The organism is Sphingopyxis sp. LARHCG72 (assembly GCF_052871675.1).
This window is the reverse complement of the sequence record NZ_JBIXJU010000004.1, coordinates 110388-134814: the sequence shown is the minus strand read 5'-3', so window position 1 is coordinate 134814 and position 24427 is coordinate 110388. Positions and strand designations below refer to the sequence as shown.

The window sequence follows — 24427 nt, the reverse complement described above, 5'->3', positions numbered from 1 at the left end:
CAAATGACCAAGGTTGTGATCGGCACCAACACCGTCGAGACGAAGGCGGATGTCGCCGAAAACTGGGGCGCCGCGCAGCTTGTCGAGGATGCGGTCCGCCACAATGAGGGCGTGCTGGCGAAGGACGGCCCGCTCGTCGTCGCCACCGGCAAGCACACCGGCCGCAGTGCGAAGGACAAGTTCATCGTCCAGGACGCCGAGACGGCGGACACGATCTGGTGGGGCAAGACCAATGTGCCGATGACGCCCGATCATTTCGCGGCGCTGAAGGCCGATTTCCTCGCGCACCTCGCCGAGCGTCCGCGCCTGTTCCGCCAGCAGCTGTTCGGCGGGTCGCAGCCCGAGCACCGCGTCGGGGTGCAGGTGCTCACCGAATTCGCCTGGCACAGCCAGTTCATCCGCACGCTTCTCTGCCGCCCGACGGCCGAGGAGCTCGCGAGCTTCGACGCCGAATATACGATCATCGACCTGCCGAGCTTCCGCGCCGATCCGGCGAAGCATGGCTCGCGCACCGAAACCGTCGTGGCGGTCAATTTCACCGAAAAGCTCGTGCTGATCGGCGGCACCGCCTATGCGGGCGAGATGAAGAAGTCGGTGTTCGGCATCCTCAACTATCTGCTCCCGGTAAAGGGCGTGATGCCGATGCATTGCTCGGCGAACATCGGTCCCAAGGGCGACACCGCGGTCTTCTTCGGCCTGTCGGGTACGGGCAAGACGACGCTGTCGGCCGACGCTTCGCGCACGCTGATCGGCGACGACGAACATGGCTGGTCGGACACCGCGGTCTTCAACTTCGAGGGTGGTTGCTACGCCAAGATGATCCGCCTCTCGCCCGAGGCCGAGCCCGAGATTTTCGCGACGACGAAGCGTTTCGGCACCGTGCTCGAAAATGTCGTGATCGACCCCGTCACGCGCGAACTCGACTTCGACGATGCGAGCCTCGCCGAAAACAGCCGCGGTTCGTACCCGATCGACTTCATCCCGAACACGTCGGACCATAATATGGGTCCGGTGCCGCAGAATATCATCATGCTCACCGCCGATGCCTATGGCGTGCTGCCCCCGATCGCGAAGCTGACCCCCGATCAGGCGATGTATCACTTCCTGTCGGGCTATACCGCGCGCGTCGCGGGGACCGAGATCGGCGTCACCGAGCCCGAGGCGACCTTCTCGACCTGCTTCGGCGCGCCCTTCATGCCGCGCCACCCGTCGGTCTATGGTAACCTGCTCAAGGAACGCATCGCCAAGGGCGGCGTCCAGTGCTGGCTCGTCAACACCGGCTGGACCGGCGGGATGGCGACGATGGACGGCATCAAGCGCATGCCGATCAAGGCGACGCGCGCGCTGCTCAACGCCGCGCTCGACGGCAGCCTGAACGATGCCGAATTCCGCAAGGACCCGAATTTCGGCTTCATGGTTCCGGTCGCGGTCCCGGGCGTCGACAGCGGCTTGCTCGATCCGCGCGAAGCCTGGGCCGACAAGGCGGCCTATGACCGCACCGCGCAAACGCTCGTCGGCCAATTTATCGACAATTTCGCGCAATTTGCGGAGCATGTCGACGAAGGCGTCCGTCAGGCCGCGCCGCAGGCCGCCGTCGCAGCATAATTGACCCGGATCGCTTCCGGGTGGCAGATCACCCGGAAGGACCGGACAATGACCACCGACCATAAACCCCGCCTGTTCGCAGGCGACCATGAAATCCGCGCGCTCGGCGAAGGGCTGCTCGCGTGCGCCTTGCCGCGCGAGGCGTGGACGCACGAGGCGCATCTCGGCGCCTGCCTGTGGCTGCTCAGCGAGCGCCCCGACATCGACATCGACGCCGAGATCGCGGGTATCATCCGCCGCTTCAACGAGAGCGTCGGCGGGGTGAACGACGACGGACAGGGTTATCACGACAGCATCACCCGCGCCTATGTCGCGGGGGTGCGGCGGTTCCTGTCGGACACGACCGAGACGGGGCTGGCGGCGCGTGTCAACGCGATGCTGCACTCCGATGTCGGCCGCCGCGATTGGCCGCTGCGCTTCTACAGCCGCGAGCTGCTTTTCTCGATCCCGGCGCGGCGCGGCTTCGTCGAACCCGACCTCGCGCCGCTACCCGCCTGAAGCGTGATCATTCCATCGAATCGTCATCCCGGCGAAGGCCGGGATCTCACCGGTGCGTTATTCCGATAGGGCGAGATCCCGGCCTTCGCCGGGATGACGGGATAAGGAAGGCGATGTTTCCGCCCAACGCGATCACACTCTAAAGCGCCATCCCCGGCGTCCAGTCGCTTTCCGCGAGGAAGGCGGCGGGGTCGCGCATCTCGATGATCGCCTTGATCGCCGCCGCCTTGTCGGGGGCGCGGTTGTAATAGCTTTTGGCGACGCGATAGCCGACCCAATAGCCAAGGTCGCCGGGCCAGCCATCGGCGCCCTGCCGGTTGTAGAGCCAGCGCGAGCCGATCGCCCGGGCGTCCTTTTCGGCAAGGAAAGCGGTCTCCAGCTCCTTCTCGCGCCCCTTCGCCCATATATGAAGCAGCGGATAGCCGACCGAGCCGCTCATCTGCTCGGCGACAAATTCGGCTGCGCCCTCGACGAGTGCGGCGCGTAGCACCGTTTCTTCGCGATCCTCGATCTGTGCGAGCGGCTGCTGCGCGTGGACATATTCGTGCGCGATGACATGGACGAAGCGGTCCTCGTCGTCGGCTTCGATGAACTTCGCCGCGCACAGGGCTTCGAGACCGATGTAGAGCCCCTTCGCGTTGGCGGTCCCCGCGGTCGTAGCGCGGCCGATCGCGACGGTGATCGGCGGAAAGCGCGCGGCGGGATAGATTTGCGCGAGTCGATCAGTCGCGGCGACAAGGCGTGCGCGCACATCGGGCAGCTTTGCGGCGCAGCCCCGCGCGTCGGCAAAGACATGCGGCTTGTCGCGCAGCGCCGCGGCGAGCTTTTCCGGAGTAATCCGGCGCAGCGCCATGAACTCGACCAGCCCCGGCGACGGATCGGCGAGGTAGCGCGCGGCGAGCTGTTCGGGTTGCGCCGCGAGCGCCGGATCGTCGGCGAGCGCGAAGAAGCGATCGACGTCCGACGTCACGATCGCGACGCGTGGTGGCGCCTCGGCGGCGTGGCTGTTGAAGCCGAGGAACAGCCCGGTCAGCGCGATCGCGATGCGCCGCATCAGCCCTTCGCGCCCCGCACATATTCGGCGACATTCTGCGCGAGCACGTCGAGCGGGACGTTGCCGCCCTTGACCACGACATCGTCGAAATCGCGGAGGTCATATTTGGCCCCGAGCGCTTTTTGCGCCAGCCCGCGCTGGCGGACGATCTCGCTGTGTCCGACCTTGTAGCCGCACGCCTGTCCGGCCCAGCTGCAATAACGGTCGACCTCGCTCGCGACCTCGAGCGGGTTCGAGCCGTTTTCGCGAACGAAGAACTCGACGCCCTGCTCGCGCGTCCAGCGCTTGGCGTGGAGGCCGGTGTCGACGACGAGGCGGCACGCGCGGAACGCGAGCGACTGGAGATAGCCGAGGCGTCCGACCTCGAAATCGTCGTAGAGGCCGAGCTCGTCGGCGAGCTGCTCGGCGTACAGGGCCCAGCCTTCGCTATAGGCGTTGAAGGCCAGCATCGTGCGGATCAGCGGCATCGAATGCGCATATTCCCCCTGCCAGGCATGGCCCGGGATCGCCTCGTGCATCGCGAGGTCCGGCAGCGAATATTTGCTGTGCAATTCGGTCGTGCGGAGGTTGATCCAGAAGCGTCCCGGAATGCTGCCGTCGATCGACCCCGCGCCGCCATAGGCCGCGGGTGCGCCGGGTTCTTCGGCGAGCGGCAGGCGCTTCACCTCGACATTGCCCTTCACCAGCGTGCGGAAGGCGCGCGGCAGCTCGGCGCGGATCTTGCCGAGCCAAGTCTGGATATAGGCGACGATTTCGGCGCGCCCCGCATCATTGTCGGGGAATTTGTAGCGCGGGTCCTTGGCGAGCGCGTTCATCCGGTCGCCGACCGATCCTTGCGTATAGCCGAGCTTTTTGAGGATCGGGTCCATCCGCCCGTGGAGTTCGGCGAGTTCGGCGCGGCCCATCGCGTGAATCTCGTCGGGGGTCATGCGTGTCGTCGTCGAGGCGCGCAGGCCCCAGGCATACCATTCGTCGCCGCCCGGGCGCGCCCACATGCCCGCGTCCATCGTCGCCTTCGGCCGCTGCGCCTTCAGCTCGGCGAGCTGACGTTCGAGCGCGACCGCGACGGGCCCCTGCACGATCTTCGCCGAGCGCGCATTCCAGTCGCCGGCGACCTTCGCCGCGCCGGTACGGCGGACGAGACTTTCGACCATCGACCCGCCCGCCCTGGCGTCGGCGATCGTCGCTTCCATCTGCTTGACCGCCTTGTCGATCAGGAAGGCAGGGGCGATCAGCCCTTGTCCGCCGGCGGCCTTCAGTCGCTCGGTCTCGCCGTCGAGTACGCCCGGAAAGGCGTTGAGGCGCGACAGATAGGCTTCGGCATCGGCCGACGTCTTCACCGGATGATCGCTGTCGAGAAACTTCGGGACGTCGAGATAGGCCCCGACATTCTGGATCACGACATAGGGCGTGTTGCGCCAGCCGCCGACCGCGACGTCGCCATAGGGCAGGGCAAAGCCCGTGAGCGCGACGTCATAGGCGCTCTCGACGACCGCAAGGCTGGTACGTGTCGCGTGGTCGAGCCCCGCCTTGTCGAACGCGCGGACGCGCGCGACGTCGGCCTTCAGCGTATCGGCGAGCGCCGTCACCCCCGCGGCCGAGCGATCGCCGAGTTGCCCGCGCATCTTCGCGCGCGCGCCGGTGTCGATGCCGAGCGAGGTCGCGCCTTCGGGCGACTGCGCGAGTAAATTGTCGGCGACCGAATCGAGGAGCTTCTGCGCGTCATTTTTGGGTGCGGCCTGCAGCGCCGCGGCGGGGCCGGCAAAGGCGAGACCTGCGGTGCCCGCGCCGAGCGTGACGAGCGTCTGGCGGCGGTTGAAGGGGGTGGAAAGCGGATTGGACACGGGCGGCTCCCTGCGACTTGTTTCTTGTGAAACCTGTCTAGGCGGCGCGGCGCGGCGGTCAATGAAAAGGGGGCGGGAAAGCCGATGCTTGCCCGCACCGTCGAAAATTATCGCGCGTTCGTCAGTCGGTGAGGTCGGCGGGCACCTTGCCGCCGTTCGCCGCGAGTTCGCGCATCACGGCCTTGTGCAGCCAGATGTTCATTTCGGCACTGCCGTCGAGTTCGCCGGTGTAGCCGAGCTCCTGCGCCAGCTCCTTGCGGTTGGCGAGGCTCGAATCGATCCCGAGCAGCTTCATCAGGTCGACGATCGACGTGCGCCAGTTGAGGTCCTGCCCGGCCGTCGCGGCCTCGGCCGTCAGGATCGCGTCGACGTCGACCGGCGTGGCAGCGGCGGTCGCCATCGCGCTCGTTGCGGCGTCGAGCGCGGCGCCGACGGGGTTGGGTGCGGCCGGTGCGGCGGGCTCTGCGGCGACGGCTTTCTTGCCGAAAATGGCGTCCTTGATCTTGCCGAAAATGCTCATCGATTTGCTCCCACTAAATAATCGGTTCAACCCGAAGGGGGTGAGTCGAACCACAGCAAGCTAGGACTATGCATTTGAGAATGACAGTCAAAAGACCGACTCGTCCTTCGACCGCGCGCTGCTATACTCCTTCGCGGCGGCGCGGGTTCGCTCTGCGCCCGAGCGGGAGTATGATGACATGAATCTTACCGACATATTGGCGCAGGCCGGCGGTATCGAATCGATGGCGAACCAGCTGGGCATTCCGCCCGCGATGGCCAAACAGGGCGCCGATGCGCTGCTTCCCGCGATCCTCGGCGGCTTCAAGAAACAGGCGCAGGCGGGCGGTGGCGGAGCCGCGGGACTTGAGGGGCTGGGCGGGCTTCTGGGCCAGCTCGGCGGCGGCGGTCTCCTCGATTCGGTGCTGGGATCGGCGCCGACCCCGGTCGAGCAGGGCAATGACGTGCTCGGCCAGATTTTCGGATCGAAGGATGTGAGCCGCACCGTTGCCGGACAGGCGGCTGAGCAGACCGGGATCGATTCGGGCATCCTCAAGCAGATGCTGCCGATCCTCGCGATGATGGCCGCTGGCTATATGGCGAAGCAGGGCGGTCAGGGCGGCGAGAGCGGCGGCGGTCTGGGCGGTATGCTCGGCAATGTGCTCGGCGGCGCGATGGGCGGCGGTGCGGCGCCTTCGGCGGGCGGGCTCGGCGGCCTTGGAAAGATGCTCGACATGGATGGCGACGGCAATCCGCTCGACGACATCATGGGCATGGTGAACAAGATGCGCGGGTGACCGCTGATCCCCTCCCGCAGGCGGGAGGGGAAGCATCATGCGGCCATCAGGCGCAATTCCTCGCGGAAATCCTCGTCCACCCCGATGCGGCTTCGCATCGGGGTGACGGCGCCATCCGAATCGGCGTCGCCTTCTTCGAACAAGGCGCACGCCGCCTCGCCGCCGCGCGCGAGGCTGAAACGCTGTGCGACCTTGCCCGTCGGCCGGAACCCGAGCTTGCGCAGCACCGCGCCCGATGCCGGATTGTCGAGGAAGTGGCCTGCCGACAGCTTCGGCAGGTTCATCGCACGCGCGATGTGGACGAGTTGGCGCCCGGCCTCGGTCGCGAAACCGAGGCCCCAATATGGGCGCGCGATCCAGTAGCCCATTTCGGGCGCGCCCTCGGTGTCCGGCGAAATGCCGCAACCGCCGACAAGGCGCGGCGCGCCGCCGGTACGGGCGAAGATCAGGAAGCGCGGCTGGTCGGGATCGAGCGGCTTGCTCAAAAATTCCTGCGCCTGCGCCTCGCCATAGGGCCAGGGGGCGGTCGCGAGATTGCGGACCACCGCTTCCTCGCCGATCGCCCTCGCGAGCGCGGGGGCGTCTTCCAGCCAGCCGGGCCGCAGCAACAGTCTTTCGGTACGCGCGAACATGTCTTCTAACTCCCAATGCCTGTCGCCTTGGCGCCAGATGGTGACGCTTTGACGACATTCGATATGGAGGGAGATGGACGGCCCCGTTTTCGCGCCCGACCGTCTCAAGTGACGGATTTCGGACAAGAAAAAAGGGAGACAAGGGGGTGACCCGTCTCCCTCTTTTCGAACTTTGTTCCCGCTTGAGGCGGAAAGGACCGTTCCGGGTCATCCCTGTGGACGACCCTGGAAGATCGTCCTTATTCGGCGGCTTCCGCCATGGCGTCGACCGACACATATTTGCGGCCAAGCTTGCCATCGTGGAATCGGACCTGGCCGTCCGCGGTGGCGAACAGCGTGTGGTCCTTGCCCATGCCAACGTTGACACCCGGGTAAACCTTGGTGCCGCGCTGGCGCACGATAATGTTGCCGCCGATCACTTCCTGACCGCCGAACTTCTTCACGCCAAGGCGGCGGCCGGCTGAGTCGCGACCGTTGCGCGAAGAACCGCCTGCTTTCTTATGTGCCATGACTGATGCTCCTTAATTCGTTCGTTCGAGAGGCCGAGCGGCGTTGCCGCGCTCAGGCTTCCTTCTTGGGGGCTGCCTTCTTGGCAGCGGGCTTCTTTTCGGCGGCGGCTTCGGCCTTGGGAGCAGCAGCCTTCTTGGGCGCGGCTTCCTTGGCGGGCGCAGCAGCCTTGGCTTCGGCGGCCGGAGCGGCCTCTGCCTTCGGAGCGGCTTCCTTCTTCGGCGCGGCCTTCTTGGCATCGCCGACGGCGAGGATGCGCAGCAGCGTCAGCGACTGGCGGTGACCGTTGCGGCGACGGTAGTTGTGCCGGCGGCGCTTCTTGAAGACGATGACCTTTTCGCCGCGCGTCTGGGCGATGATCTCGGCCGAAACGACGAGGCCTTCGGCGCTCTTCACTTCGCCGCCGTCACCGGCCAGCAGGATGTCGCCCAGCGACACGGTGTCGCCAGCTTCGCCGTCGATCTTTTCAACGGCGATCTTGTCTCCAGCGGCGACGCGATACTGCTTGCCGCCCGTGCGCACGATTGCGAACATGGTCTTCCATCCAATCAGAAACTAAAACACCCACGCTGCCAGTCACCCGCCGAAGCAGGCGATTTTTCCGGCATGCGGGAAAGTCAGCGCCACTAGCGAGCCAGCGCGCCGCTGTCAACCGCATATTTCCGCGCTTTTTGTCCAAAAGTGCGGTGCGGTGCCGAATATCGCCGATGACGCCGATTCGGCGCTTGCTGGACCGGCTGTCGCCCCATATCAGGGGCGGCGATGAAGCGCGCGTTTCTTTTGTTATCGCTGACAGCGGCCGTATCGCTGCCGCTCGCGGGCTGCGCGGCCGCGCCGGGCGGTGACGCCCCGTCGCTGGCGAAGCGACCGGTCGAGGGGCGATTCGACATTGCGCCGCCTGCGGTCGTCGTGGCGCCGCCGGGTCCGCTGCCCACCGACCTCGCCGGCCGCCTCGCGCGCTGGGAATCGGATGCCGCCGCCGGCCAGCAGGGCTTTGCCGCCGAGCGCGGCACGGCTGCCTCCCTCGTGTCGGCCGCGGCGGGTGCGCCCGTCGCCAGCGAGCGCTGGGTCGTCGCGCAACAGGCGATCTCGCGGCTGAGCGCGGCCCGCGCGCCGCTCACCGCCGCGCTCGCCGATATCGATCGCCTCTATCTCGAACGCAGCATCGACGAACAGGTCGATGGCCTGCCCGATATCTATGCGCTCCGCGACCGGCTCGCCGACCTCGCGTCGACGCAGGATGCGGTTATCGAGGCGCTGAACAGCCAGCTGCCGGGGCAATAGTTCCGGATCGGCCTACTGGTTCAGCCCGTGCTTTTTCAGCGCGTGGCGAATCTGGTCATAGCTTAGTCCCAGCGCTTCGGCCGCGACCTTCTGGTTGAAGCGGCAGCGCGCCATCGTGTCGGCAAGGATCGTCTTCTCATATCCGTCGACCGCGGCGCGCAGGTCGCTCACGGGGCCGGGGGGCGGCGCGAGCGCTGGTGCGGCATCGGTCGCGGTCGCTCCCGGTGCTTCGGTCTTCGCGGCGGGTTTGCGCGTCACCGGCTGCCAGGGGCTGGCGAAGGGGTCGAAGCTCAGCGCATCGACCGGCTTTTCGGGGTCCGCCCAGCGATAGATCGCGCGTTCGATCACATTGCGGAGTTCGCGGACGTTACCCGGCCAGTCGTGCCCCTCCATCGCCGCGAGCGCGCGCGGGCCAAAGCCCGGCCATTCGTCCCAGCCGAGCACCGCCGCCATGCGCTGGCCGAAATAGGTCGCGAGCACCTCGATATCGCCTTCGCGCGCGCGCAAGGGGGGCAGGGTGATGACTTCGAACGACAGCCGGTCGAGCAGGTCGGCGCGGAAGCGGTTGTCGTCGACGAGCGCGGGCAGATGCTCGTTCGTCGCGGCGACGATGCGGACGTCGACGCGGATCGGGCGCGACGACCCGACGCGCGTGACCTCGCCATATTCGACCGCACGCAGCAGGCGCTCCTGCGCGCCCATCGACATCGTCGCGAGCTCGTCGAGGAACAATGTGCCGCCGTCGGCCTCCTCGAACCGGCCCGCGCGCGTACGCGTCGCGCCGGTGAAGGCGCCCGCCTCATGCCCGAACAATTCGGATTCGATCAGCGTTTCGGGCATCGCGGCGCAGTTCATGATGACATAGGGCCGGTCCCAGCGCGTCGACAGGCGATGCAGGCGCTCGGCGATGAGCTCCTTGCCGGTGCCGCGCTCGCCGATCACCAGCACCGGGCGGTCGAGCGACGCGGCGAGGCTCGCGCGTTCGACCGCATCCTGGAAGGCTGCCGACTGGCCGATGAATTGCGTTTCGCGCTCCATTCCCAATCATTGGCAAATTTTCCCGCTGATTGGCAAGGGGAATCGGTCTTGCCCGTGAATCCGGCGTGAAGTTGCGCAGTTTTCCGCCAGTTCGCGCAATTGGCACGCCTCCTGCAAAGATTTCATCGAACCGGCGCATCACGCTCCGGTGCAGCGAAAAACAGGAAGGTTGACCCATGAAGACGATGTTTGCCCAGGCCGCTACGTTCGCGCTCAGCGCGGTGGGTGCACTGGCGATTTTCGTCGGTGCGATCGACCAGCCTGCGATTGCCGCCAGCCTTGCCGGTTCCCCGGCCGGCCCGCTGACGGTCGCTGCTTCCACCCCGGCGGTCAGCGCTCTGGCCTGACCGGCACTGGTGCCGGGGCACTCTCCCCCCTTGCCCCGCCCCGGCACCAGCCTTTCTTAAAAAGACAATGGTCTCAAGTTTTCGACAGGAGTTTCAAATGGGTATTTTCTCACGAACCCGCGACATCATCGCCGCCAACGTCACCGACCTGCTCGACCGGGCCGAAGACCCGGAAAAGATGATCCGCCAGATCATCTTCGAGATGAACGAAACGCTCGTCGAAGTCCGCGCCTCCGCCGCCCGCACGATCGCGGACCAGAAGGAAATGCGCCGCCACATCGCCAAGCTCGAAAGCCTGCAGGACAGCTGGAAGGAAAAGGCCGAACTCGCGCTGTCGAAGGACCGCGAAGACCTCGCCACCGCCGCGCTCGTCGAAAAGCAGAAGGCCGGCGACATGGCCGACCGCCTGAAGGCCGAGATCGCCGTTCTCGACGACGCGCTGACCGGCTATGAAGCCGATATCGCGAAGCTGCAGAAGAAGCTTTCGGAAGCCCGTGCGCGCCAGTCGAGCGTCGTCAACCGCCTCGAAAGCGCCGAGAACCGCTACAAGCTGCGCGAAATGACCAACGGCGACCGGGTCGAAGACGCTTTCTCGCGCTTCGAAGTGCTCGAACGCCGCGTCGACGAAGCCGAAGGCCGCGCCGATGCGCTCAGCCTCGGTTACAAGAAGTCGCTCGACGAAGAGATCGCCGAGCTGCAGGCCGCCGACAAGGTCGCCGACGAGCTCGCCGCGCTGAAGGCCGCACAGGCCAAGAAATAAGGAGCCGGACCGATGGAAGAAGTCATCATTGTCCCGATCGTCATCGGAACGCTCTTCCTCGGTCTGCCCTGGCTCATCCTCCACTACATAACGAAGTGGAAGCAGGCCAAGACGCTGACCGGAGAAGATGAACAGCTGCTCGACGAACTTTACGATACCGCACGGCGCCTCGAAAACCGCCTGCACACCGTCGAACGCATCATCAGCGCCGACCATCCCGACTTCCGCCCCGCGGTACGCAGCGATGAAGAACTGGCGCAAATCGAAAACTATAAGACCAGGAGGAACTGAGATGTCTGCCAGCCGCACGAAATTCTATCTCGACAAGCAGAACGCGAAATGGAGCGGTGTGTGCTCGGGGATCGCGGACTATAGCGGGATCGATGTCCTCTGGGTCCGCGTCGGGGCAGTGCTCCTCACCCTGATGGGCGGTTTCCCCTGGACGCTGATCGCTTACTGGATGGTCGCCTGGATGGGCACGCCCAAACCCTTCGCGCTCTACGGCTCGAACGAGGAAGCGAAATTCTGGCAGGGCGTCCGGTCGAACCCCAGCGCGTCGACCCGCGATATCCGCTCGCGCTTCCGCGACATCGACCGCCGGCTTGCCGACATCGAGCAATATTACACCAGCCACAACCGCCGCCTCGCCGACGAGATCGACGCGCTGCGCTGATCCCGGCCGGGCGGGCCAAAAGCAACAGGGAGAAGATTGATGAATTTCGGTGGCACCACTTTCGTCCTTGCCATCATCGCATTGTCGATCGGCGGCTGGATGTTCACCACCTGGATCCGCGCCAAGCACGGCTATCCCGTCGAGAATGAATGGGGCGGCACGGTTCATCGAACCGACCCCGACGCTGATCGAAAAATCGCGCTGCTGACTGATGACAACGCCAAGCTGGCGGGGCAGGTCAGCCGGCTGGAAGAACGGATTTCGGTGCTCGAACGCATCGCGACCGAAAATAATGGTCAGGCGGCGGAGCTCGCCAACCAGATCGACCGCCTGCGCTGAGAGGATTTAAGACATGAATCTGGATGTCCTGAACACCATCGCCCCCGTCGCCGCGATCGTCGGCCTGGCCGGGGTCGCGGGATGGGTCTTCACCACCTGGCTGCGCGTCAAGAACGGTTACCCGCTTGAAAACAGCTGGGGCAAGGCGGTTTATCCGAAGACCAGCGACGAGGCGATGGAACGCGTCAAGCTGATCAGCCAGGAAAATGCCCAACTGCGCGCCGAGCTCGGTTCGGTGAAGGATCGCCTCGCGGTGATCGAGCGCATCGTCACCGACGAGAGCCACCGGCTGAGCCACGAGATCGAAGCGCTGCGGCGCCCCTCGAACTGAAGGAACGAACATGGAAGCCATCTTCATCCTCTTCATCGTCGTCGGGCTGCCCGTCACGCTCGGCATCGGTTACGCCGCGTACGAGCGTCACCTGAAGTTCAAGGAACGGCAGTTCAAGGCGATCACCAACGAGACGGCCGAAAAGGCCGCACAATATGCGGCGCAGACCGAACGGCTGGAGGCGCGCGTCCGCGTTCTCGAGCGCATCGTTACCGACAAGGGAATTGATGTCGCCGACGAGATCGAAAAGCTGCGCGACGCCCCGCTGAACTAAAACAAAGATATACGGAAAGGAACCTCCCCATGGGCCCGTTTGAAATGGTTGTCGGCATCGTCCTGATCGTGACCATCGGCAGCATCGTTCGCGCCAAGCACGGCATCCGCCGCGATCACAAGGGCGGCGACTATTTCGTCGCCACCGACAATAGCGAAACCAAGGCGCTGCAGGCCGAAATCCGCGCACTCAAGGATCGCATCCAGGTGCTCGAACGCATCGCCACCGACAACAACCGCGCCGTCACCCTCGACCAGGAAATCGAGAAGCTGCGCGACAGCAGCAAAATCTGAACGCTGGCAAAGGAGCAACGCTCATGGCCTTCATCACCCCCGACTTCACCGCCGCCGCCGTCGCGCTGACCGCGCTGAGTATCGTCAGCCTGGTCGCGCTGCGCGGCTGGCGCGACTGGATCCAGCTCAAGCGCGAGGAACTCGCCGCGGGCCACGCGCCGCTGGCGCAGGACCCGGGCGTACCGCACGCCGGGTCGCGGATCGAGATTGCCGACCTCAAGGAACGGCTGCGCAAGCTCGAAGCGATCGCGGCAGGGGTCGACCTCTAATCCACCCCCATAATATCGCGCACCGGCCCGCTCCCCTGTCAGTCGCCATCCGTCCGGCGGCTGACAGGGGAGCGGGCCGGTGTCGTTTCAGGCCCCCTTCCAACCGGACGGCTTCTGTGCGAGGGGCGCGGCCATGCGCAGCCTGACCGATATCTTCGACGAATATGATTTCCTCGACGGCGACGATCGCTATCGCCTCCTGATCGAACTCGGGCGCACGCTCGAACCGATGCCCGACGCGCTCAAGACCGACGCGACGCTCGTGCGCGGTTGCTCGGCCAGCGTCTGGGTCTATCCGGTGCCGCGCGAAGACGGCCAGCTCCATTTCCTCGCCGACAGCAATGCCGCGATCACCAAGGGCATCGTCGCGCTCGTCCTCGCCGCGGTGCAGGACAAGCCCGCAGCCGAGGTGGCGGCGATGGACGTCGCGGCGGCGCTCGCCCCCTTCGACCTCACGCGCCAGCTTTCGTCGAACCGCACGCAGGGCGTGCCCAACATGATCGCGCTCGTCCAGGACACCGCGCGGCGTATCGCCGCGGGCTGATCGCCGCACCGCCGCCGCCTCGCGGGGCGGCTGCCTTACCCCCAAAGAAAAAGGGCGCGGAAGTTGCCTCCCGCGCCCCGTTTCGTGTCTGCCGTCAGACTTAGAAGGCCACAACCATCGAACCGATGAAGGTCCGCGGGGCGCCGATCTGGGTGAACGGAACCGTGTTGTCCGCCAGCTGGCCATCGAAACCGCCGACATAGAGCTTGTCGAACACGTTGGTGATGTTGAGCTGGAGGTAGACCTTGTCGCCAAGACCCGCCCAATCGAGCTTCAGGCGCGCGTCGAGGTCGACCAGCGTGTAGCCCGGTGCCTTCGCACCATAGACCGCCGTGTTAGCACGGCCATCGACCGTCTGCAGCAGCGGCAGATTCTGGTCGTTCACGTAACGCGGGCCGGTGTACTTGGCCTGCGCACCCAGCGAGAGCGGACCGATATCGCCCTGGACGCGGCCGCCGAGGGTGAAGGTCGGCGAACCCGATTCGCGCTTGCCCTTGGTCAGCGCGAAGGCCGGGGCGCCCACGGTGGTGCAGAGGAACTGGCCAGCGGTCACCTGCGCCTGGGTGCAGATGCCGTTCTGGACATTGTCCTTGATCTTCGACTTCAGGTACGAACCGAACGCATAGACCGAGAATTCGGGGATCGGACGGACCGAAACGCTGGCGTCGATACCATATTTGTCGACGCGGCCGAGGTTACGATAAACGTTACGCTCGGTTTCCGGGTCGAACGACGAGGCGAGGCGATCGTTGAAGATCGTGTACCACACGCCGGCCTGTGCCTGGATCTGGCTGGTGCGGTAACGCAGGCCAAGGTCGAAGTTGTCGGTGGTTTCCGGAACCGGGTTCGCCGATTCGGTGTCGTTCGGGAAGAAGAACGCGTTGTACAGGTTGTCCGTACCCGGGACCTGCACGCCCTTCGAATAGTTCGCGAAGACGCTCATGTCGTCGGTCACGTCATAGGTCAGGCCGACGTTCGGCGTGAACTTGTTGTACTTGCGGATACGCTGCTGCGGACCCTGGACCGGCGAGGTGACGCCCGGACCCGTGCTGACCGTCGGGTTGGCGGCGAGCCAGGCGGCGAGGCCGGCGGTGTTGGTGCCGAAGCATTCGACGAAACCGGTCACGCTCGACGTGGCGCAATAGTTGGTCAGGTCGCGCTTGAACATCTTGTACGAACCGCCTGCCTGCACGGTCAGCGCACCGAATTCGCCGCGATATTCGCCGCCGAACAGGTTCAGCGTCGCGATCGACTTGCGGTCACGCTTTTGCAGGACGTTGCCGTTCACGTCGACGAGCGGATCGTTGACCGCGAACGGGTCGGTCGGCTGGCCGTCGAGGCGCAGCATGTTGGTTTCGCCGGTCTGGCGGTGACGCGCGCGTTCATAGCTGTAGAAAACGCGGAACGTGTGGTCGCCCATTTCATAGCGCAGGCCGGTGATCAGGCCGTAGCGGTTGGTCTGCGTCTGGCTCGGCGCGAGCACGCGAACCGTGTCGAGCAGGTCGCCGTCACCGTTGAGGTCGCGGCCGAAATAGGGCGTGCCGCCGATATAGCCGGTCTGGCAGCTGACGAACGGGCCGTTGGGCGTCGTGTTGCAGTTCGAGTTGGTCGGCGTGGTGCCCACGAACGGGTTGGGGTTCACGTCGCGGCGTGCTTCCTGCGCGACGACGGTGCCGCCGCCATTCGCCTTGGTGTACTGGAAGCTCGGGTCGACCGTCAGGACCAGCCCTTCGGCGAGCGTGAAGCGCGAATTTACGCGGATGTTGCCGGTGTTCGACGGGTTCATGCGTTCGTCGAAGGTCGAGCCGCAGCTGTTCGCGACGTCGGCCTGACCCGCGCGGGCGACCGTGTTGATCTGGCAACGCGCGATGCCATAATCGCGGTCGTCCTTGTCCTGCGGGAAGATGTTGGGGACGAAGTTCGTCGCGTTATTGTTGAAATTGCGCAGCGGGACCGAACCGAAGAAATTGTTGCGGTTCTCGTTATAATGGCCCGACACCGCGACGAAGTCGCCGTCTTCGCCGATCGGCTGATAGATCTTGCCGTTGAACTGCTTCTTGTTGATGCGGCCACGGTGCGCTTTCAGGACGGGGCCGTCGACATTGCCGAACACGGTGTCGTTGGTCGCCGAGCTGCCCGAGATGAAGGCGCGCGTGCCCCACGGGGTCAGCACGCCGGTGTCGACCATGCCGAAGATGCGGAAGAAGTTGAAGTCACCGGCCGAACCGACGACCTTCACGCCGAACTCTTCGCTCGGGGTGCGCGTGCGATAGTTGACGGTCGAACCCGAAGCGGCGGCGGTCGGGCTGTCGACGTCGGTCGAACCGAGGTTGACGTTGACCTGGTCGATCAGCTCGGGGTCGAGCTGCTGGTTCGAATAGAGCGCATAGTTGCCCGAATCGTTGAGCGGCACGCCGTCGAACGTCTGGCTGATGCGCGTGTTGTCGAAACCGCGGATCGACATCTTGCCGCCGGCCGAACCGAACGGGTCGTTGTTCTGGAAGCTGACGCCCGGAAGCTGGTTGATCAGGTCGTTGACGGTCTGGCCGGGCGTCTGGCGCTCGATGAATTCCTGGGTCAGGACGGCCTTGGCCTTCGTCGTGTCGGGCGTGATCACGCCGCCGACGCCCTGGTTCGTGCGCGAACCGGTGACGATGATCTCGTTTTCGAAGTCCTGCGAGCCCGTCGACTGGGCGAGGGCGGGCGTGGACAGCAGCGCGACCGGGATCAGCGCAACGCTGGCGGCAAGCGTGTGACGGAATTTCATTTCAGGATTTCCCCTTTGGTGGTGCATTCGGCAGGCGCACAAATGGGGCGCGCCAAACCTGCGAGCGCCCCTGAAGCCCGCATGTGGCACGATTGTGACAGCAATTGTGACAGTGCAACCCGCGAGCGGCGCGGCGGCCGGGGAAGCGCTAAAAAAGCGCGAATTTGCGTAGGGCTTCCGGATTTATCCACAGGCGTGGATGCGTTTTTTCCGGCAACTGTTGCTGCAATGCAACATAAAGGGCGCCCCGAGGGGCGCCCCTTTGCGACTCAGGCGGCGTCGCCGGCCGCTTCTTTGGTCTTGTCCGCATAGACGCGCACGGGGTCCTTGCGGCCCTCGACGACATCCTTGTCGACGACGATCTCGACGACATCGGCAAGGTCGGGCAGGTCGAACATCGTGTCGAGCAGGATCGCCTCGACAATCGAGCGCAGCCCGCGCGCCCCGGTCTTGCGTTCGATCGCCTTTTTCGCGACCGCGACCAGCGCATCGTCGGTGAAGGTCAGCGCGACCTCTTCGAGGTCGAACAGCTTCTTATACTGCTTGACCAGCGCATTCTTGGGCTCGCCGAGGATCTTGACCAGTGCGTCGACGTCGAGATCCTCGAGCGTCGCAATGACGGGCAGGCGGCCGACGAATTCGGGGATCAGGCCGAACTTCAGGAGATCCTCGGGCTCGATCTGCTTGAGCACTTCGCCCGAACGGCGCTCGTCGGGGCCGGCGACATGCGCGCCGAAACCGATCGACTTGCCCTGGAGGCGGTCGCCGATGATCTTTTCGAGGCCGCTGAACGCGCCGCCCGCGATGAACAGGATGTTCGTCGTGTCGACCTGCAGGAACTCCTGCTGCGGATGCTTGCGGCCGCCCTGCGGCGGAACGCTCGCGGTCGTGCCTTCCATCAGCTTGAGCAGCGCCTGCTGCACGCCTTCGCCCGACACGTCGCGCGTGATCGACGGGTTTTCGGCCTTGCGGCTGATCTTGTCGATCTCGTCGATGTACACGATGCCGCGCTGCGCCTTTTCGACATTATAGTCGCTGGCCTGCAGCAGCTTCAGGATGATGTTCTCGACATCCTCGCCGACATAGCCGGCTTCGGTGAGCGTCGTCGCATCGGCCATGGTGAAGGGCACGTCGAGGAAGCGCGCGAGCGTCTGTGCGAGCAAGGTCTTGCCGCTGCCGGTCGGGCCGACGAGCAGGATGTTCGACTTCGCCAGTTCGACGTCGTCGCCGCGGCCGCTGTTCGCGAGGCGCTTGTAATGATTGTGCACCGCGACCGACAGCACGCGCTTGGCGGTGTTCTGGCCGATGACATAGGCGTCGAGATGCTGGCAGATTTCCAGCGGGGTCGGCACCGCACCGTCCTTGCGCGCGGCGACGCCGCCCTTGATCTCTTCGCGGATGATGTCGTTGCACAGCTCGACGCATTCGTCGCAGATGAACACGGTCGGCCCTGCAATCAGCTTGCGGACTTCGTGCTGCGACTTGCCGCAGAAGGAGCAGTAAAGGGTGCTCTTGCTGTCCGAGCCACTCAATTTCGTCATAAAACTTCCTATGGCATGCCCAAAAGGGGCAACGCCGCCTTTATCCTAGTCCCCGGTCACCCAATTACAATATGGCAATTGGGTGACATGGGTACAATGTCCCGCGTAGCGCCGGAGGGCGAAGCGGTCGTCAAGAAACGCGGTTAAGGAGCCTTTTCGGCCTTGCGCGGCACCGGCCCGCTCCCCCACCCGGCCTCCCATTTCAGGATACTCTGTGGAGGCCGGGTGGGGGAGCGGGCCGGTGCCGAACCCGGTCGCATCAGGGCGTCGGGCCTTCGCTTACATCCTTCGGCGCTTCGTCGCCGGGAAGGCCGGGACGGCGATCGTAGACATGGTCGACGAGGCCGAATGCCTTGGCTTCATCGGCTTCGAGGAAGGTGTCGCGGTCCATCGCCTTTTCGATCTCTTTCAGCGACTTGCCGGTATATTTCACATAGAGGTCGTTCATCCGCTTGCGGATGCGCAGGATTTCCTTGGCCTGGATCTCGATGTCCGACGCCATGCCGCGCGCGCCGCCCGACGGCTGGTGGACCATCACGCGCGCATTGGTCAGCGCGACGCGCATCCCGGGCTCGCCCGCGGCGAGCAGGAAGCTGCCCATCGACGCCGCTTGGCCGATGCACACCGTGCCGACGCGCGGACGAATATACTGCATCGTGTCGTGAATCGCCATGCCCGCCGTGACGACGCCGCCCGGCGAGTTGATGTACATATAGATGTCCTTCTTCGGATTCTCCGATTCGAGGAACAGCAATTGGGCGACGATCAGCGAGGCCATATTGTCCTCGACCTCGCCGGTGACGAAGACGATCCGTTCGCGCAGCAGGCGGGAGAAAATGTCGAAGCTGCGTTCGCCGCGGCTCGTCTGTTCGACGACGACGGGAACCAGGGCTGCGAGCGGGTCGATCATTGGGATTTCGTCCTTATGTTTCCGGGATGCCGTGCCGAGAACCGGCGGGCTGGCCCCTCCGACGTCCTACATCGTCGCCAAGCGGAGCTCTTTCAAGGGGGCAAAAAGAAGGGGCGGGAAAGTCCCGCCCCGTTCCGTTTGTTCGATTTCGGGTCAGTCGCCCTCGCCGGGTTCGGGCGAGAAGAGCGTCTCGAACTTGTTCTCGACACCCTTGAACTCGTCGGCGTCCGCGGGGGTTTCCTTCTTGACCGTGATGTTCGGCCATTCGGCGCTGAACTTGGCGTTCACCTCGAGCCACTTTTCGAGGCCGCTCTCGGTGTCGGGCAGGATCGCCTCGGCGGGGCATTCGGGTTCGCACACGCCGCAGTCGATGCATTCGTTCGGGTTGATGACGAGCATATTCTCGCCCTCATAGAAACAGTCGACGGGGCACACCTCGACACAGTCCATATATTTGCACCGGACGCAGGCATCGGTGACGACATAGGTCATGGGCTTTCGGCTCCCTCAGATGACGGCAATCGGGCCGTCAGGCTCTCCATATGGGCTCGCCTCTATGCCGCGTGACGGCGGTGCGTCAACGCTAAGCGACAGTTGCGAATCACTCTCATTGAATAGGACGGTCGGGGTCTTCGGGGTGCAAAGCATTTCCATCGGCGTCGATAGCCATTGGTGCGGGCGGCAAAACGCCGGGATCGAGCCGCTGGTAACAAGCCTGCGCCTCGGGCGCGGGGCCGCGGCGCAGCGGCAGTGACAGCAGGCGAAGCACCTCGATCCGCTCGCCAACCGGCAGAACGAGCGTCGACCCGGCATGCACCGCGCACGACGAACGCGTGATGCGCCGCCCATCGAGCCTTATATGTCCCGCTTCGACCATCGCCTGCGCGATGCTGCGCGAGCGCGCGAAGCGCAGGAACCACAGCAGCTTGTCGAGCCGGATGCTTCCTGCGGCGCCCGGGCTTGCCATCAGTCTTTGCGTGCGTCCGCGAGGAGCGCGGCGAGGCCCGCAAAGGGGCTGTTCGGCGACGGACCGCGACGAGGCTGCCGGTCGGGGCGATCGGGGCGCGGCGGGCGCGGGGCGTCGACGCGCACTTTGTCCGGCTCGCCGCGCTTGCCCTTCGCCTGATGCGCGGGCGGGCGCCTTGTTTCGCCGTTCGCGGCGCGCGTCGGCGCGTCGGCACTCTTGCGATGCGGATGCGGTTTGCGGCGCGGGCGTTTTTCGGCCGCCTTGCGCAGTCCCGACCAGCGCCAGCGCTGCAGCGCGGGTTCGCCAATGCTGCGGAAGCCGAAGCTGCCGAGCAGCGCGCGGCGTGTCTCCTCGTCGAGTCCGAGCGAAGTGGCGAGCGCCGGGTCGATGATGAAGCCGGGCGGCGGCGCGGCGCTGACGCCCTCATGCTCGTCGTTCGCATGATCGTCATGATGATCGTCGCGGCCGACCAGCGGCGCGGTCGGCGGTGCCGCGGCCTGCATCCGCGCGGCATGCGCCTGACGCGCGAGTTTTTCGGCCATGTCGATGCGCAGCCAGCCCGACGCACAGCGGCGGAAACCCGCGATGACCAGCCCGGCGTGGCTGCCCGCCTTTTGCAGCACCGCGCCGTGCGGCGGCAGCGCAGGAACCGGCGCGCCCTGCTGCGCCGCCGTCAGCGCGGCGCGCCAGCGCACCGCCTCGGGCTTGAGCAGCAGCGGGTGGAAGAGATCGAGCGAGCCGATGGTGAAGCCGAGCTTGCGCAGCTGCGGGCGCTCTTCGGGCGTCAGCGCGTTGAGCTGATCCTCGACCATAGCACGGCCGATCGTCCCGCTGTTGTCGGTGAGCGCGGCGAGCAGCGCGCGCACGCGCGGCGGGGTGAAGAGGTCGCCCGCCGCCTCGCCCATCGCGGCGAGCGGTCCCGCGTGGCGCGCGAGCTGCTGCGCGACGAAGCGCTGGAGCCGTTCGGAAATCGCCTGCACCTGATGCAGTTCGAGCCGCCGTAGCGATGGGTCGACCTGGATCGCCGGCTGGACGAGCGTCGGCCCGCGCGCGAGCGTCGCGATCGCGTGGCCGTGCCAGGCGAGGCGCGGCGCGGTCCCCGGCTCGGCGATCAGCGACAGCGCGCCGTCGTCGCCCTCGGCGAGCGCGGTCGCGCGGCGCGCGAGTTCGGCGCGCAGATGCTTTTCGGCCGCCGCAAGCAGCATGCGGTGGTCGCTCGCTTTCGCCACCGGATCGACCTTGAACTGGAAGCCCTTGAGCGTTCCGATCGCCTCGCCGTCGACCGCGACGGTGCCGTCGGCGCCGACCGCGACGGGCAGCGCGGCATTGCGCTGTCCCGCGTCGCGCAGCAGCAGCGCGAGCCGCCGGTCGACGAAACGCTGCGCGAGCGCCGCGTGCAGCGCGTCGGACAGGCGCGATTCGAGCGCCTGCGTTTGCTCGGTCCACCCCGCCGCGCCCGCGATCCAGTCGCCGCGCTGCGCGATGAAGCAGAGCGTGCGCACCGCGGCGATGCGGCTTGCGAGCTGGTCGATGTCGCCCTCGACGTCGTTGAGCCGCGCAAGGCGGCGCGCGAACCAGTCGGGATCGATCATCCCGTCGCCGCTCGTGCGCCATTGCCACAGCTTGAATATGGTGCGGCTATGGTGCTCGGCGCCCAATTGTTCGAAATCGGGGAGGCCGCAGACGTCCCACAATCGCTGGACCGCGTCGAAATCGCCGCCGCGTGCGCGCACCTCCATATCACCCGCCAGATGCTTGAGCACCGCGATGTCGACCGCCTCGGGCGCGGCGCGCAGCATTGGCTGGTCCGGCGGCTGCGCCAGGTCGGACAAAAGCTGGTCGAGCGAGCCGAAGCCCGGGGTCGGGTTGCGCCAGAACAGGCTCGCGAGCGGCGGGAAATGATGTCCCTCGATTGCGTGGATTTCCTCAGGCGTGAAGCCGCCCTGCGGCAGCCCGACGGTGCCGAAGCCGCCGTCCTGCTGGTGACGCCCGGCGCGCCCCGCGATCTGCGCCATTTCCGAAACCGTCAGGCGGCGGAGGCGGCGCCCGTCGAATTTCTGCAGGCTCGCAAAGGCGACATGCTGGACGTCGAGGTTGAGCCCCATGCCGATCGCGTCGGTCGCGACGAGATAATCGACTTCGCCCGCCTCGAACATCGCGACCTGCGCATTGCGCGTCTTGGGGCTGAGCGCCCCCATCACGACCGCGGCGCCGCCCGAAAAGCGGCGCAGCATTTCGGCGATCGCATAGACTTCCTCGGCCGAGAAAGCGACGATCGCCGAGCGTTTGGGGAGGCGCGAGAGCTTCGACGACCCGGCGTAGCTCAAGGTCGAGAAACGCGGCCGGGTGATGATCTCGGCCTCGGGCACCAGTCCCTTGACCAGCCCGCGGATGCTCGCCGAGCCGAGGATCATCGTTTCCTCGCGCCCGCGCGCGCGCAGCAGCCGGTCGGTGAAGACATGCCCGCGCTCGGGGTCGGCGCCAAGCTGCGCCTCGTCGATCCCGACGAAGGCGACGTCGCGCTCGACCGGCAGCGCTTCCATCGTGCCGAGCAGGTAGCGCGCATCGGGCGGCAGGATTCGCTCTTCGCCGGTGACGAGTCCCACCTGCGCGGCGCCCTTGATCGCGACGACGCGGTCGTAAACTTCGCGCGCGAGCAGGCGCAGCGGAAAGCCGATCATGCCGCTCGAATGGGCGGTCAGGCGCTCGACCGCCAAATGGGTTTTGCCGGTGTTGGTGGGGCCAAGGACAGCCTTGACCGGCTGGGAGGAGGGTGACGTCATTTTCTTGGGAGCCAAGCTGGCATGGGTGCGGGCGCGGCGCAACAGCCGATCGCCTCGTGGCAGGATGGAGGCCGATTTTTTCCACACTGTTGCATAATATCCCGACCCCGCCACGCCTTGCCGCAATGCGCCGCGGCAAATCCGCCATTAAATTGACTTTAACGACCTTTCTTTACAGACAACGGCTCGAAAACATCATTCGGCAGCCGGGTATAAGGGAGGCTGGCCGAGCGGGGGTTGCAATTTGTTCCAGCGTCACGAACCCATCGCGGGGATGTCCGGCAACGCGGCCGCCCTCACGATGTCGCAAGCGATCCCGCTGCGGCGCGCCGTTGCCGACGCCGAACCGCAGCTTGGCTGGCGCGACCGGCTGGCGCAGCTCGACCTCGTTCCCGACCTTGGCGACAATATCGGTTCGGCCGAGTGGTGGCGCGGGCTTGCCACATTAACCCTGCTGTGCGGGACCGCGATCGCGACCTTCCCCGGCATCCAGCCGCTCGAAGTCGGCGGCATGCCCGCGCTCGACGCCGCCGATTTCAACGAAGCGCGCGCGCAAATGATCGTGCCGCTCGCGTTCGGCGGCGACACCGGGCGCCATATGGCGGCGACCGATGCGGTCCGTCCGCTGACCCAGACCCCCGAACGACCGCAGATCGAACTCACCGCCACGCTTGGCAGCGGCGACAGCTTCGCGCGGCTGCTCGAACGCTCGGGCGTCGGCAGCAGCGAGGCGCAGGCGCTCGCGAACCAGGTTTCGGGTGCGGTGCCGCTTGCCGATATCGCGCCGGGCACGCGCATCGACCTGATCCTCGGCCGCCGCGCCGCGCGCACGATGCCGCGCCCGGTCGAGGCGCTCGCGATGCGCGCACGCTTCGATCTTCGCATCGAGATGGAGCGACAGGGCGGGCAGCTTGTCATGCGGCGCATCCCGATCGCGGTCGATGCGACGCCGCTGCGCATCCGCGGCCGCGTCGGCGACAGCCTGTACCGATCGGCGCGCGCCGCTGGCGCGCCGCCGCAGGCGATCCAGTCGTACCTGCGCGTCATCGGCCAGCAGATTTCGGTCGGCAGCGGCATCCGCTCGAACGACGAATTCGACATCATCGTCGATTATCGCCGCGCCGAAACGGGCGAGAGCGAGACGGGCAAATTGCTCTATGCCGGACTGATCCGCGGCGGGAAATCGAAGCTGTCGATGCTCGAATGGAATACGGGCGGCCGCGCCCAATGGTATGAGGCGTCGGGCGTCGGGCAGCAGCGCGGCGGCATGGCACGCCCGACCAACGGGCGCGTCACTTCGACCTTCGGGATGCGCCGCCACCCGATCCTTGGCTACAAGCGCATGCACAGCGGGATGGACTTCGGCGGCGGTTATGGCGCGCCGATCTATGCGGTGACCGACGGGGTGGTGACGATTGCCGGGCGCCACGGCGGCTTCGGCAATTATGTGAAGCTCAACCACGGCAACGGCCTCGGCACCGGCTATGGGCATATGAGCCGTATCGCAGTACGCCCCGGCCAGCGCGTAAATCGCGGTCAGGTGATCGGCTATATCGGCTCGACCGGCCTCTCGACCGGCCCGCATCTCCATTACGAGCTCTATCGTAACGGCCGCGCGGTGAATCCGTCGTCGGTGACCTTCGTCACCCGCGCGCTGCTCGAGGGCAAGGATCTCGCCGACTTCCGGGCGCGTATCCGTACGCTGACGTCGATCGCGCCCGGCGCCGCGCTGGCCCCGGTGGCGGCGAAACAGATCGAGGGACCGAAGCTCGGCAGCCTCGCCGACACGGCATCGAAGCGGGCCGGCGACCGCATCTGACCCCGCATAAAAAGCGGCAATACCCATTTGCCCCGCGGCCAAGCGCCGCTATG

Annotated in this window: 28 protein-coding genes; 15 read left to right on the top strand and 13 right to left on the bottom strand. The window is 65.9% G+C overall.

Features of this window, described 5'->3' with window-relative positions:
• Nucleotides 1-3 precede the first annotated feature (3 nt).
• Both ACIPPQ_RS10780 and ACIPPQ_RS10775 read left to right on the top strand, forming a co-directional pair.
• Complete coding sequence (locus ACIPPQ_RS10780; protein ID WP_446544086.1) at nucleotides 4-1605, top strand: phosphoenolpyruvate carboxykinase; 1602 nt, start codon at nucleotides 4-6, stop codon at nucleotides 1603-1605.
• 48 nt (nucleotides 1606-1653) lie between these two features.
• A complete protein-coding gene (locus ACIPPQ_RS10775; RefSeq protein WP_446544085.1) occupies nucleotides 1654-2103 on the top strand; it encodes a hypothetical protein in 450 nt (149 codons plus the stop codon).
• A gap of 139 nt (nucleotides 2104-2242) precedes the next feature.
• Here the strand turns inward: ACIPPQ_RS10775 and ACIPPQ_RS10770 are convergent, their stop codons facing one another.
• The 3 genes from ACIPPQ_RS10770 to ACIPPQ_RS10760 all read right to left on the bottom strand — a co-directional run bounded on the left by ACIPPQ_RS10770 (nucleotide 2243) and on the right by ACIPPQ_RS10760 (nucleotide 5521).
• Nucleotides 2243-3157 (bottom strand): DUF2268 domain-containing putative Zn-dependent protease, encoded by a 915-nt coding sequence (locus tag ACIPPQ_RS10770; RefSeq protein WP_446544084.1) that lies wholly within the window; start codon nucleotides 3155-3157, stop codon nucleotides 2243-2245.
• The gene (locus ACIPPQ_RS10765) at nucleotides 3157-5001 is read right to left on the bottom strand and encodes a DUF885 domain-containing protein (protein ID WP_446544083.1); all 1845 of its coding nucleotides are present in this window, start codon (nucleotides 4999-5001) and stop codon (nucleotides 3157-3159) included. Before ACIPPQ_RS10765 ends, ACIPPQ_RS10770 begins: the two co-directional genes overlap by 1 nt.
• A 121-nt stretch (nucleotides 5002-5122) precedes the next feature.
• The gene (locus ACIPPQ_RS10760) at nucleotides 5123-5521 is read right to left on the bottom strand and encodes a DUF3597 domain-containing protein (protein WP_446544082.1); all 399 of its coding nucleotides are present in this window, start codon (nucleotides 5519-5521) and stop codon (nucleotides 5123-5125) included.
• A gap of 178 nt (nucleotides 5522-5699) precedes the next feature.
• On the opposite strand from ACIPPQ_RS10760, the gene ACIPPQ_RS10755 reads away from it, so the two are divergent.
• The gene (locus ACIPPQ_RS10755; protein WP_446544081.1) at nucleotides 5700-6296 is read left to right on the top strand and encodes a DUF937 domain-containing protein; all 597 of its coding nucleotides are present in this window, start codon (nucleotides 5700-5702) and stop codon (nucleotides 6294-6296) included.
• A 35-nt stretch (nucleotides 6297-6331) separates the two neighbouring features.
• Here the strand turns inward: ACIPPQ_RS10755 and ACIPPQ_RS10750 are convergent, their stop codons facing one another.
• The 3 genes from ACIPPQ_RS10750 to rplU form a co-directional block, all read right to left on the bottom strand.
• Nucleotides 6332-6928 (bottom strand): GNAT family N-acetyltransferase, encoded by a 597-nt coding sequence (locus ACIPPQ_RS10750; RefSeq protein ID WP_446544080.1) that lies wholly within the window; start codon nucleotides 6926-6928, stop codon nucleotides 6332-6334.
• Nucleotides 6929-7167: 239 nt separating this feature from the next.
• Complete coding sequence (gene rpmA, locus ACIPPQ_RS10745) at nucleotides 7168-7437, bottom strand: 50S ribosomal protein L27 (RefSeq protein ID WP_037513604.1); 270 nt, start codon at nucleotides 7435-7437, stop codon at nucleotides 7168-7170.
• Between the two features lie 52 nt (nucleotides 7438-7489).
• On the bottom strand, nucleotides 7490-7969 hold the full coding sequence (rplU, locus tag ACIPPQ_RS10740; protein ID WP_446544079.1) for a 50S ribosomal protein L21: 480 nt from the start codon (nucleotides 7967-7969) through the stop codon (nucleotides 7490-7492).
• A gap of 228 nt (nucleotides 7970-8197) precedes the next feature.
• Between rplU and ACIPPQ_RS10735 the strand changes: the two genes are divergently transcribed.
• Nucleotides 8198-8719 carry a hypothetical protein gene (locus ACIPPQ_RS10735; RefSeq protein WP_446544078.1) on the top strand — a complete coding sequence of 174 codons (522 nt, stop codon included), beginning with the start codon at nucleotides 8198-8200 and terminating at the stop codon, nucleotides 8717-8719.
• Nucleotides 8720-8731: 12 nt separating this feature from the next.
• Here ACIPPQ_RS10735 and pspF read toward each other — a convergent pair whose 3' ends face one another.
• The gene (pspF, locus tag ACIPPQ_RS10730) at nucleotides 8732-9757 is read right to left on the bottom strand and encodes a phage shock protein operon transcriptional activator (protein ID WP_446544077.1); all 1026 of its coding nucleotides are present in this window, start codon (nucleotides 9755-9757) and stop codon (nucleotides 8732-8734) included.
• A 176-nt stretch (nucleotides 9758-9933) separates the two neighbouring features.
• Between pspF and ACIPPQ_RS10725 the strand changes: the two genes are divergently transcribed.
• From ACIPPQ_RS10725 to ACIPPQ_RS10680, 10 genes are all read left to right on the top strand, one after another.
• The gene (locus tag ACIPPQ_RS10725; protein WP_327451003.1) at nucleotides 9934-10104 is read left to right on the top strand and encodes a hypothetical protein; all 171 of its coding nucleotides are present in this window, start codon (nucleotides 9934-9936) and stop codon (nucleotides 10102-10104) included.
• A gap of 97 nt (nucleotides 10105-10201) precedes the next feature.
• Nucleotides 10202-10864, top strand: a complete 663-nt coding sequence (pspA, locus tag ACIPPQ_RS10720; protein WP_446544076.1) for a phage shock protein PspA — start codon at nucleotides 10202-10204, stop codon at nucleotides 10862-10864.
• Between the two features lie 12 nt (nucleotides 10865-10876).
• Nucleotides 10877-11155 carry an envelope stress response membrane protein PspB gene (gene pspB / locus ACIPPQ_RS10715; protein ID WP_446544075.1) on the top strand — a complete coding sequence of 93 codons (279 nt, stop codon included), beginning with the start codon at nucleotides 10877-10879 and terminating at the stop codon, nucleotides 11153-11155.
• A gap of 1 nt (nucleotide 11156) precedes the next feature.
• On the top strand, nucleotides 11157-11537 hold the full coding sequence (gene pspC, locus ACIPPQ_RS10710; RefSeq protein ID WP_294031779.1) for an envelope stress response membrane protein PspC: 381 nt from the start codon (nucleotides 11157-11159) through the stop codon (nucleotides 11535-11537).
• A gap of 39 nt (nucleotides 11538-11576) precedes the next feature.
• Nucleotides 11577-11876 (top strand): hypothetical protein, encoded by a 300-nt coding sequence (locus ACIPPQ_RS10705; protein ID WP_327450994.1) that lies wholly within the window; start codon nucleotides 11577-11579, stop codon nucleotides 11874-11876.
• A gap of 13 nt (nucleotides 11877-11889) precedes the next feature.
• Nucleotides 11890-12207: a hypothetical protein gene (locus tag ACIPPQ_RS10700; RefSeq protein ID WP_446544074.1), complete on the top strand. Its 318-nt coding sequence runs from the start codon at nucleotides 11890-11892 to the stop codon at nucleotides 12205-12207.
• Between the two features lie 10 nt (nucleotides 12208-12217).
• Nucleotides 12218-12481 (top strand): hypothetical protein, encoded by a 264-nt coding sequence (locus tag ACIPPQ_RS10695; protein ID WP_294031774.1) that lies wholly within the window; start codon nucleotides 12218-12220, stop codon nucleotides 12479-12481.
• A gap of 29 nt (nucleotides 12482-12510) precedes the next feature.
• Nucleotides 12511-12774, top strand: coding sequence for a hypothetical protein (locus ACIPPQ_RS10690; RefSeq protein ID WP_192647240.1), 264 nt, complete (start codon nucleotides 12511-12513; stop codon nucleotides 12772-12774).
• 23 nt (nucleotides 12775-12797) lie between these two features.
• Nucleotides 12798-13043, top strand: a complete 246-nt coding sequence (locus ACIPPQ_RS10685) for a hypothetical protein (protein WP_062185136.1) — start codon at nucleotides 12798-12800, stop codon at nucleotides 13041-13043.
• A gap of 133 nt (nucleotides 13044-13176) precedes the next feature.
• A complete protein-coding gene (locus ACIPPQ_RS10680; protein ID WP_327450985.1) occupies nucleotides 13177-13587 on the top strand; it encodes a SufE family protein in 411 nt (136 codons plus the stop codon).
• A gap of 100 nt (nucleotides 13588-13687) precedes the next feature.
• Here ACIPPQ_RS10680 and ACIPPQ_RS10675 read toward each other — a convergent pair whose 3' ends face one another.
• The 6 genes from ACIPPQ_RS10675 to ACIPPQ_RS10650 form a co-directional block, all read right to left on the bottom strand.
• Entirely contained in the window at nucleotides 13688-16354 is a 2667-nt protein-coding gene (locus tag ACIPPQ_RS10675; protein WP_446544073.1) for a TonB-dependent receptor, read from the bottom strand.
• 269 nt (nucleotides 16355-16623) lie between these two features.
• Nucleotides 16624-17895, bottom strand: coding sequence for an ATP-dependent Clp protease ATP-binding subunit ClpX (gene clpX, locus ACIPPQ_RS10670; protein WP_327450980.1), 1272 nt, complete (start codon nucleotides 17893-17895; stop codon nucleotides 16624-16626).
• A gap of 259 nt (nucleotides 17896-18154) precedes the next feature.
• A complete protein-coding gene (clpP, locus tag ACIPPQ_RS10665) occupies nucleotides 18155-18805 on the bottom strand; it encodes an ATP-dependent Clp endopeptidase proteolytic subunit ClpP (protein WP_327450978.1) in 651 nt (216 codons plus the stop codon).
• A gap of 153 nt (nucleotides 18806-18958) precedes the next feature.
• Nucleotides 18959-19297: a ferredoxin FdxA gene (gene fdxA / locus ACIPPQ_RS10660; protein ID WP_192647234.1), complete on the bottom strand. Its 339-nt coding sequence runs from the start codon at nucleotides 19295-19297 to the stop codon at nucleotides 18959-18961.
• Nucleotides 19298-19412: 115 nt separating this feature from the next.
• A complete protein-coding gene (locus ACIPPQ_RS10655) occupies nucleotides 19413-19772 on the bottom strand; it encodes a S4 domain-containing protein (RefSeq protein WP_446544072.1) in 360 nt (119 codons plus the stop codon).
• Entirely contained in the window at nucleotides 19772-22555 is a 2784-nt protein-coding gene (locus tag ACIPPQ_RS10650) for a helicase-related protein (protein WP_446544071.1), read from the bottom strand. The genes ACIPPQ_RS10655 and ACIPPQ_RS10650 overlap by 1 nt, the downstream gene beginning before the upstream one ends.
• A gap of 274 nt (nucleotides 22556-22829) precedes the next feature.
• On the opposite strand from ACIPPQ_RS10650, the gene ACIPPQ_RS10645 reads away from it, so the two are divergent.
• Nucleotides 22830-24374, top strand: coding sequence for a M23 family metallopeptidase (locus ACIPPQ_RS10645; RefSeq protein WP_446544357.1), 1545 nt, complete (start codon nucleotides 22830-22832; stop codon nucleotides 24372-24374).
• The last annotated feature ends 53 nt before the right edge of the window (nucleotides 24375-24427 follow it).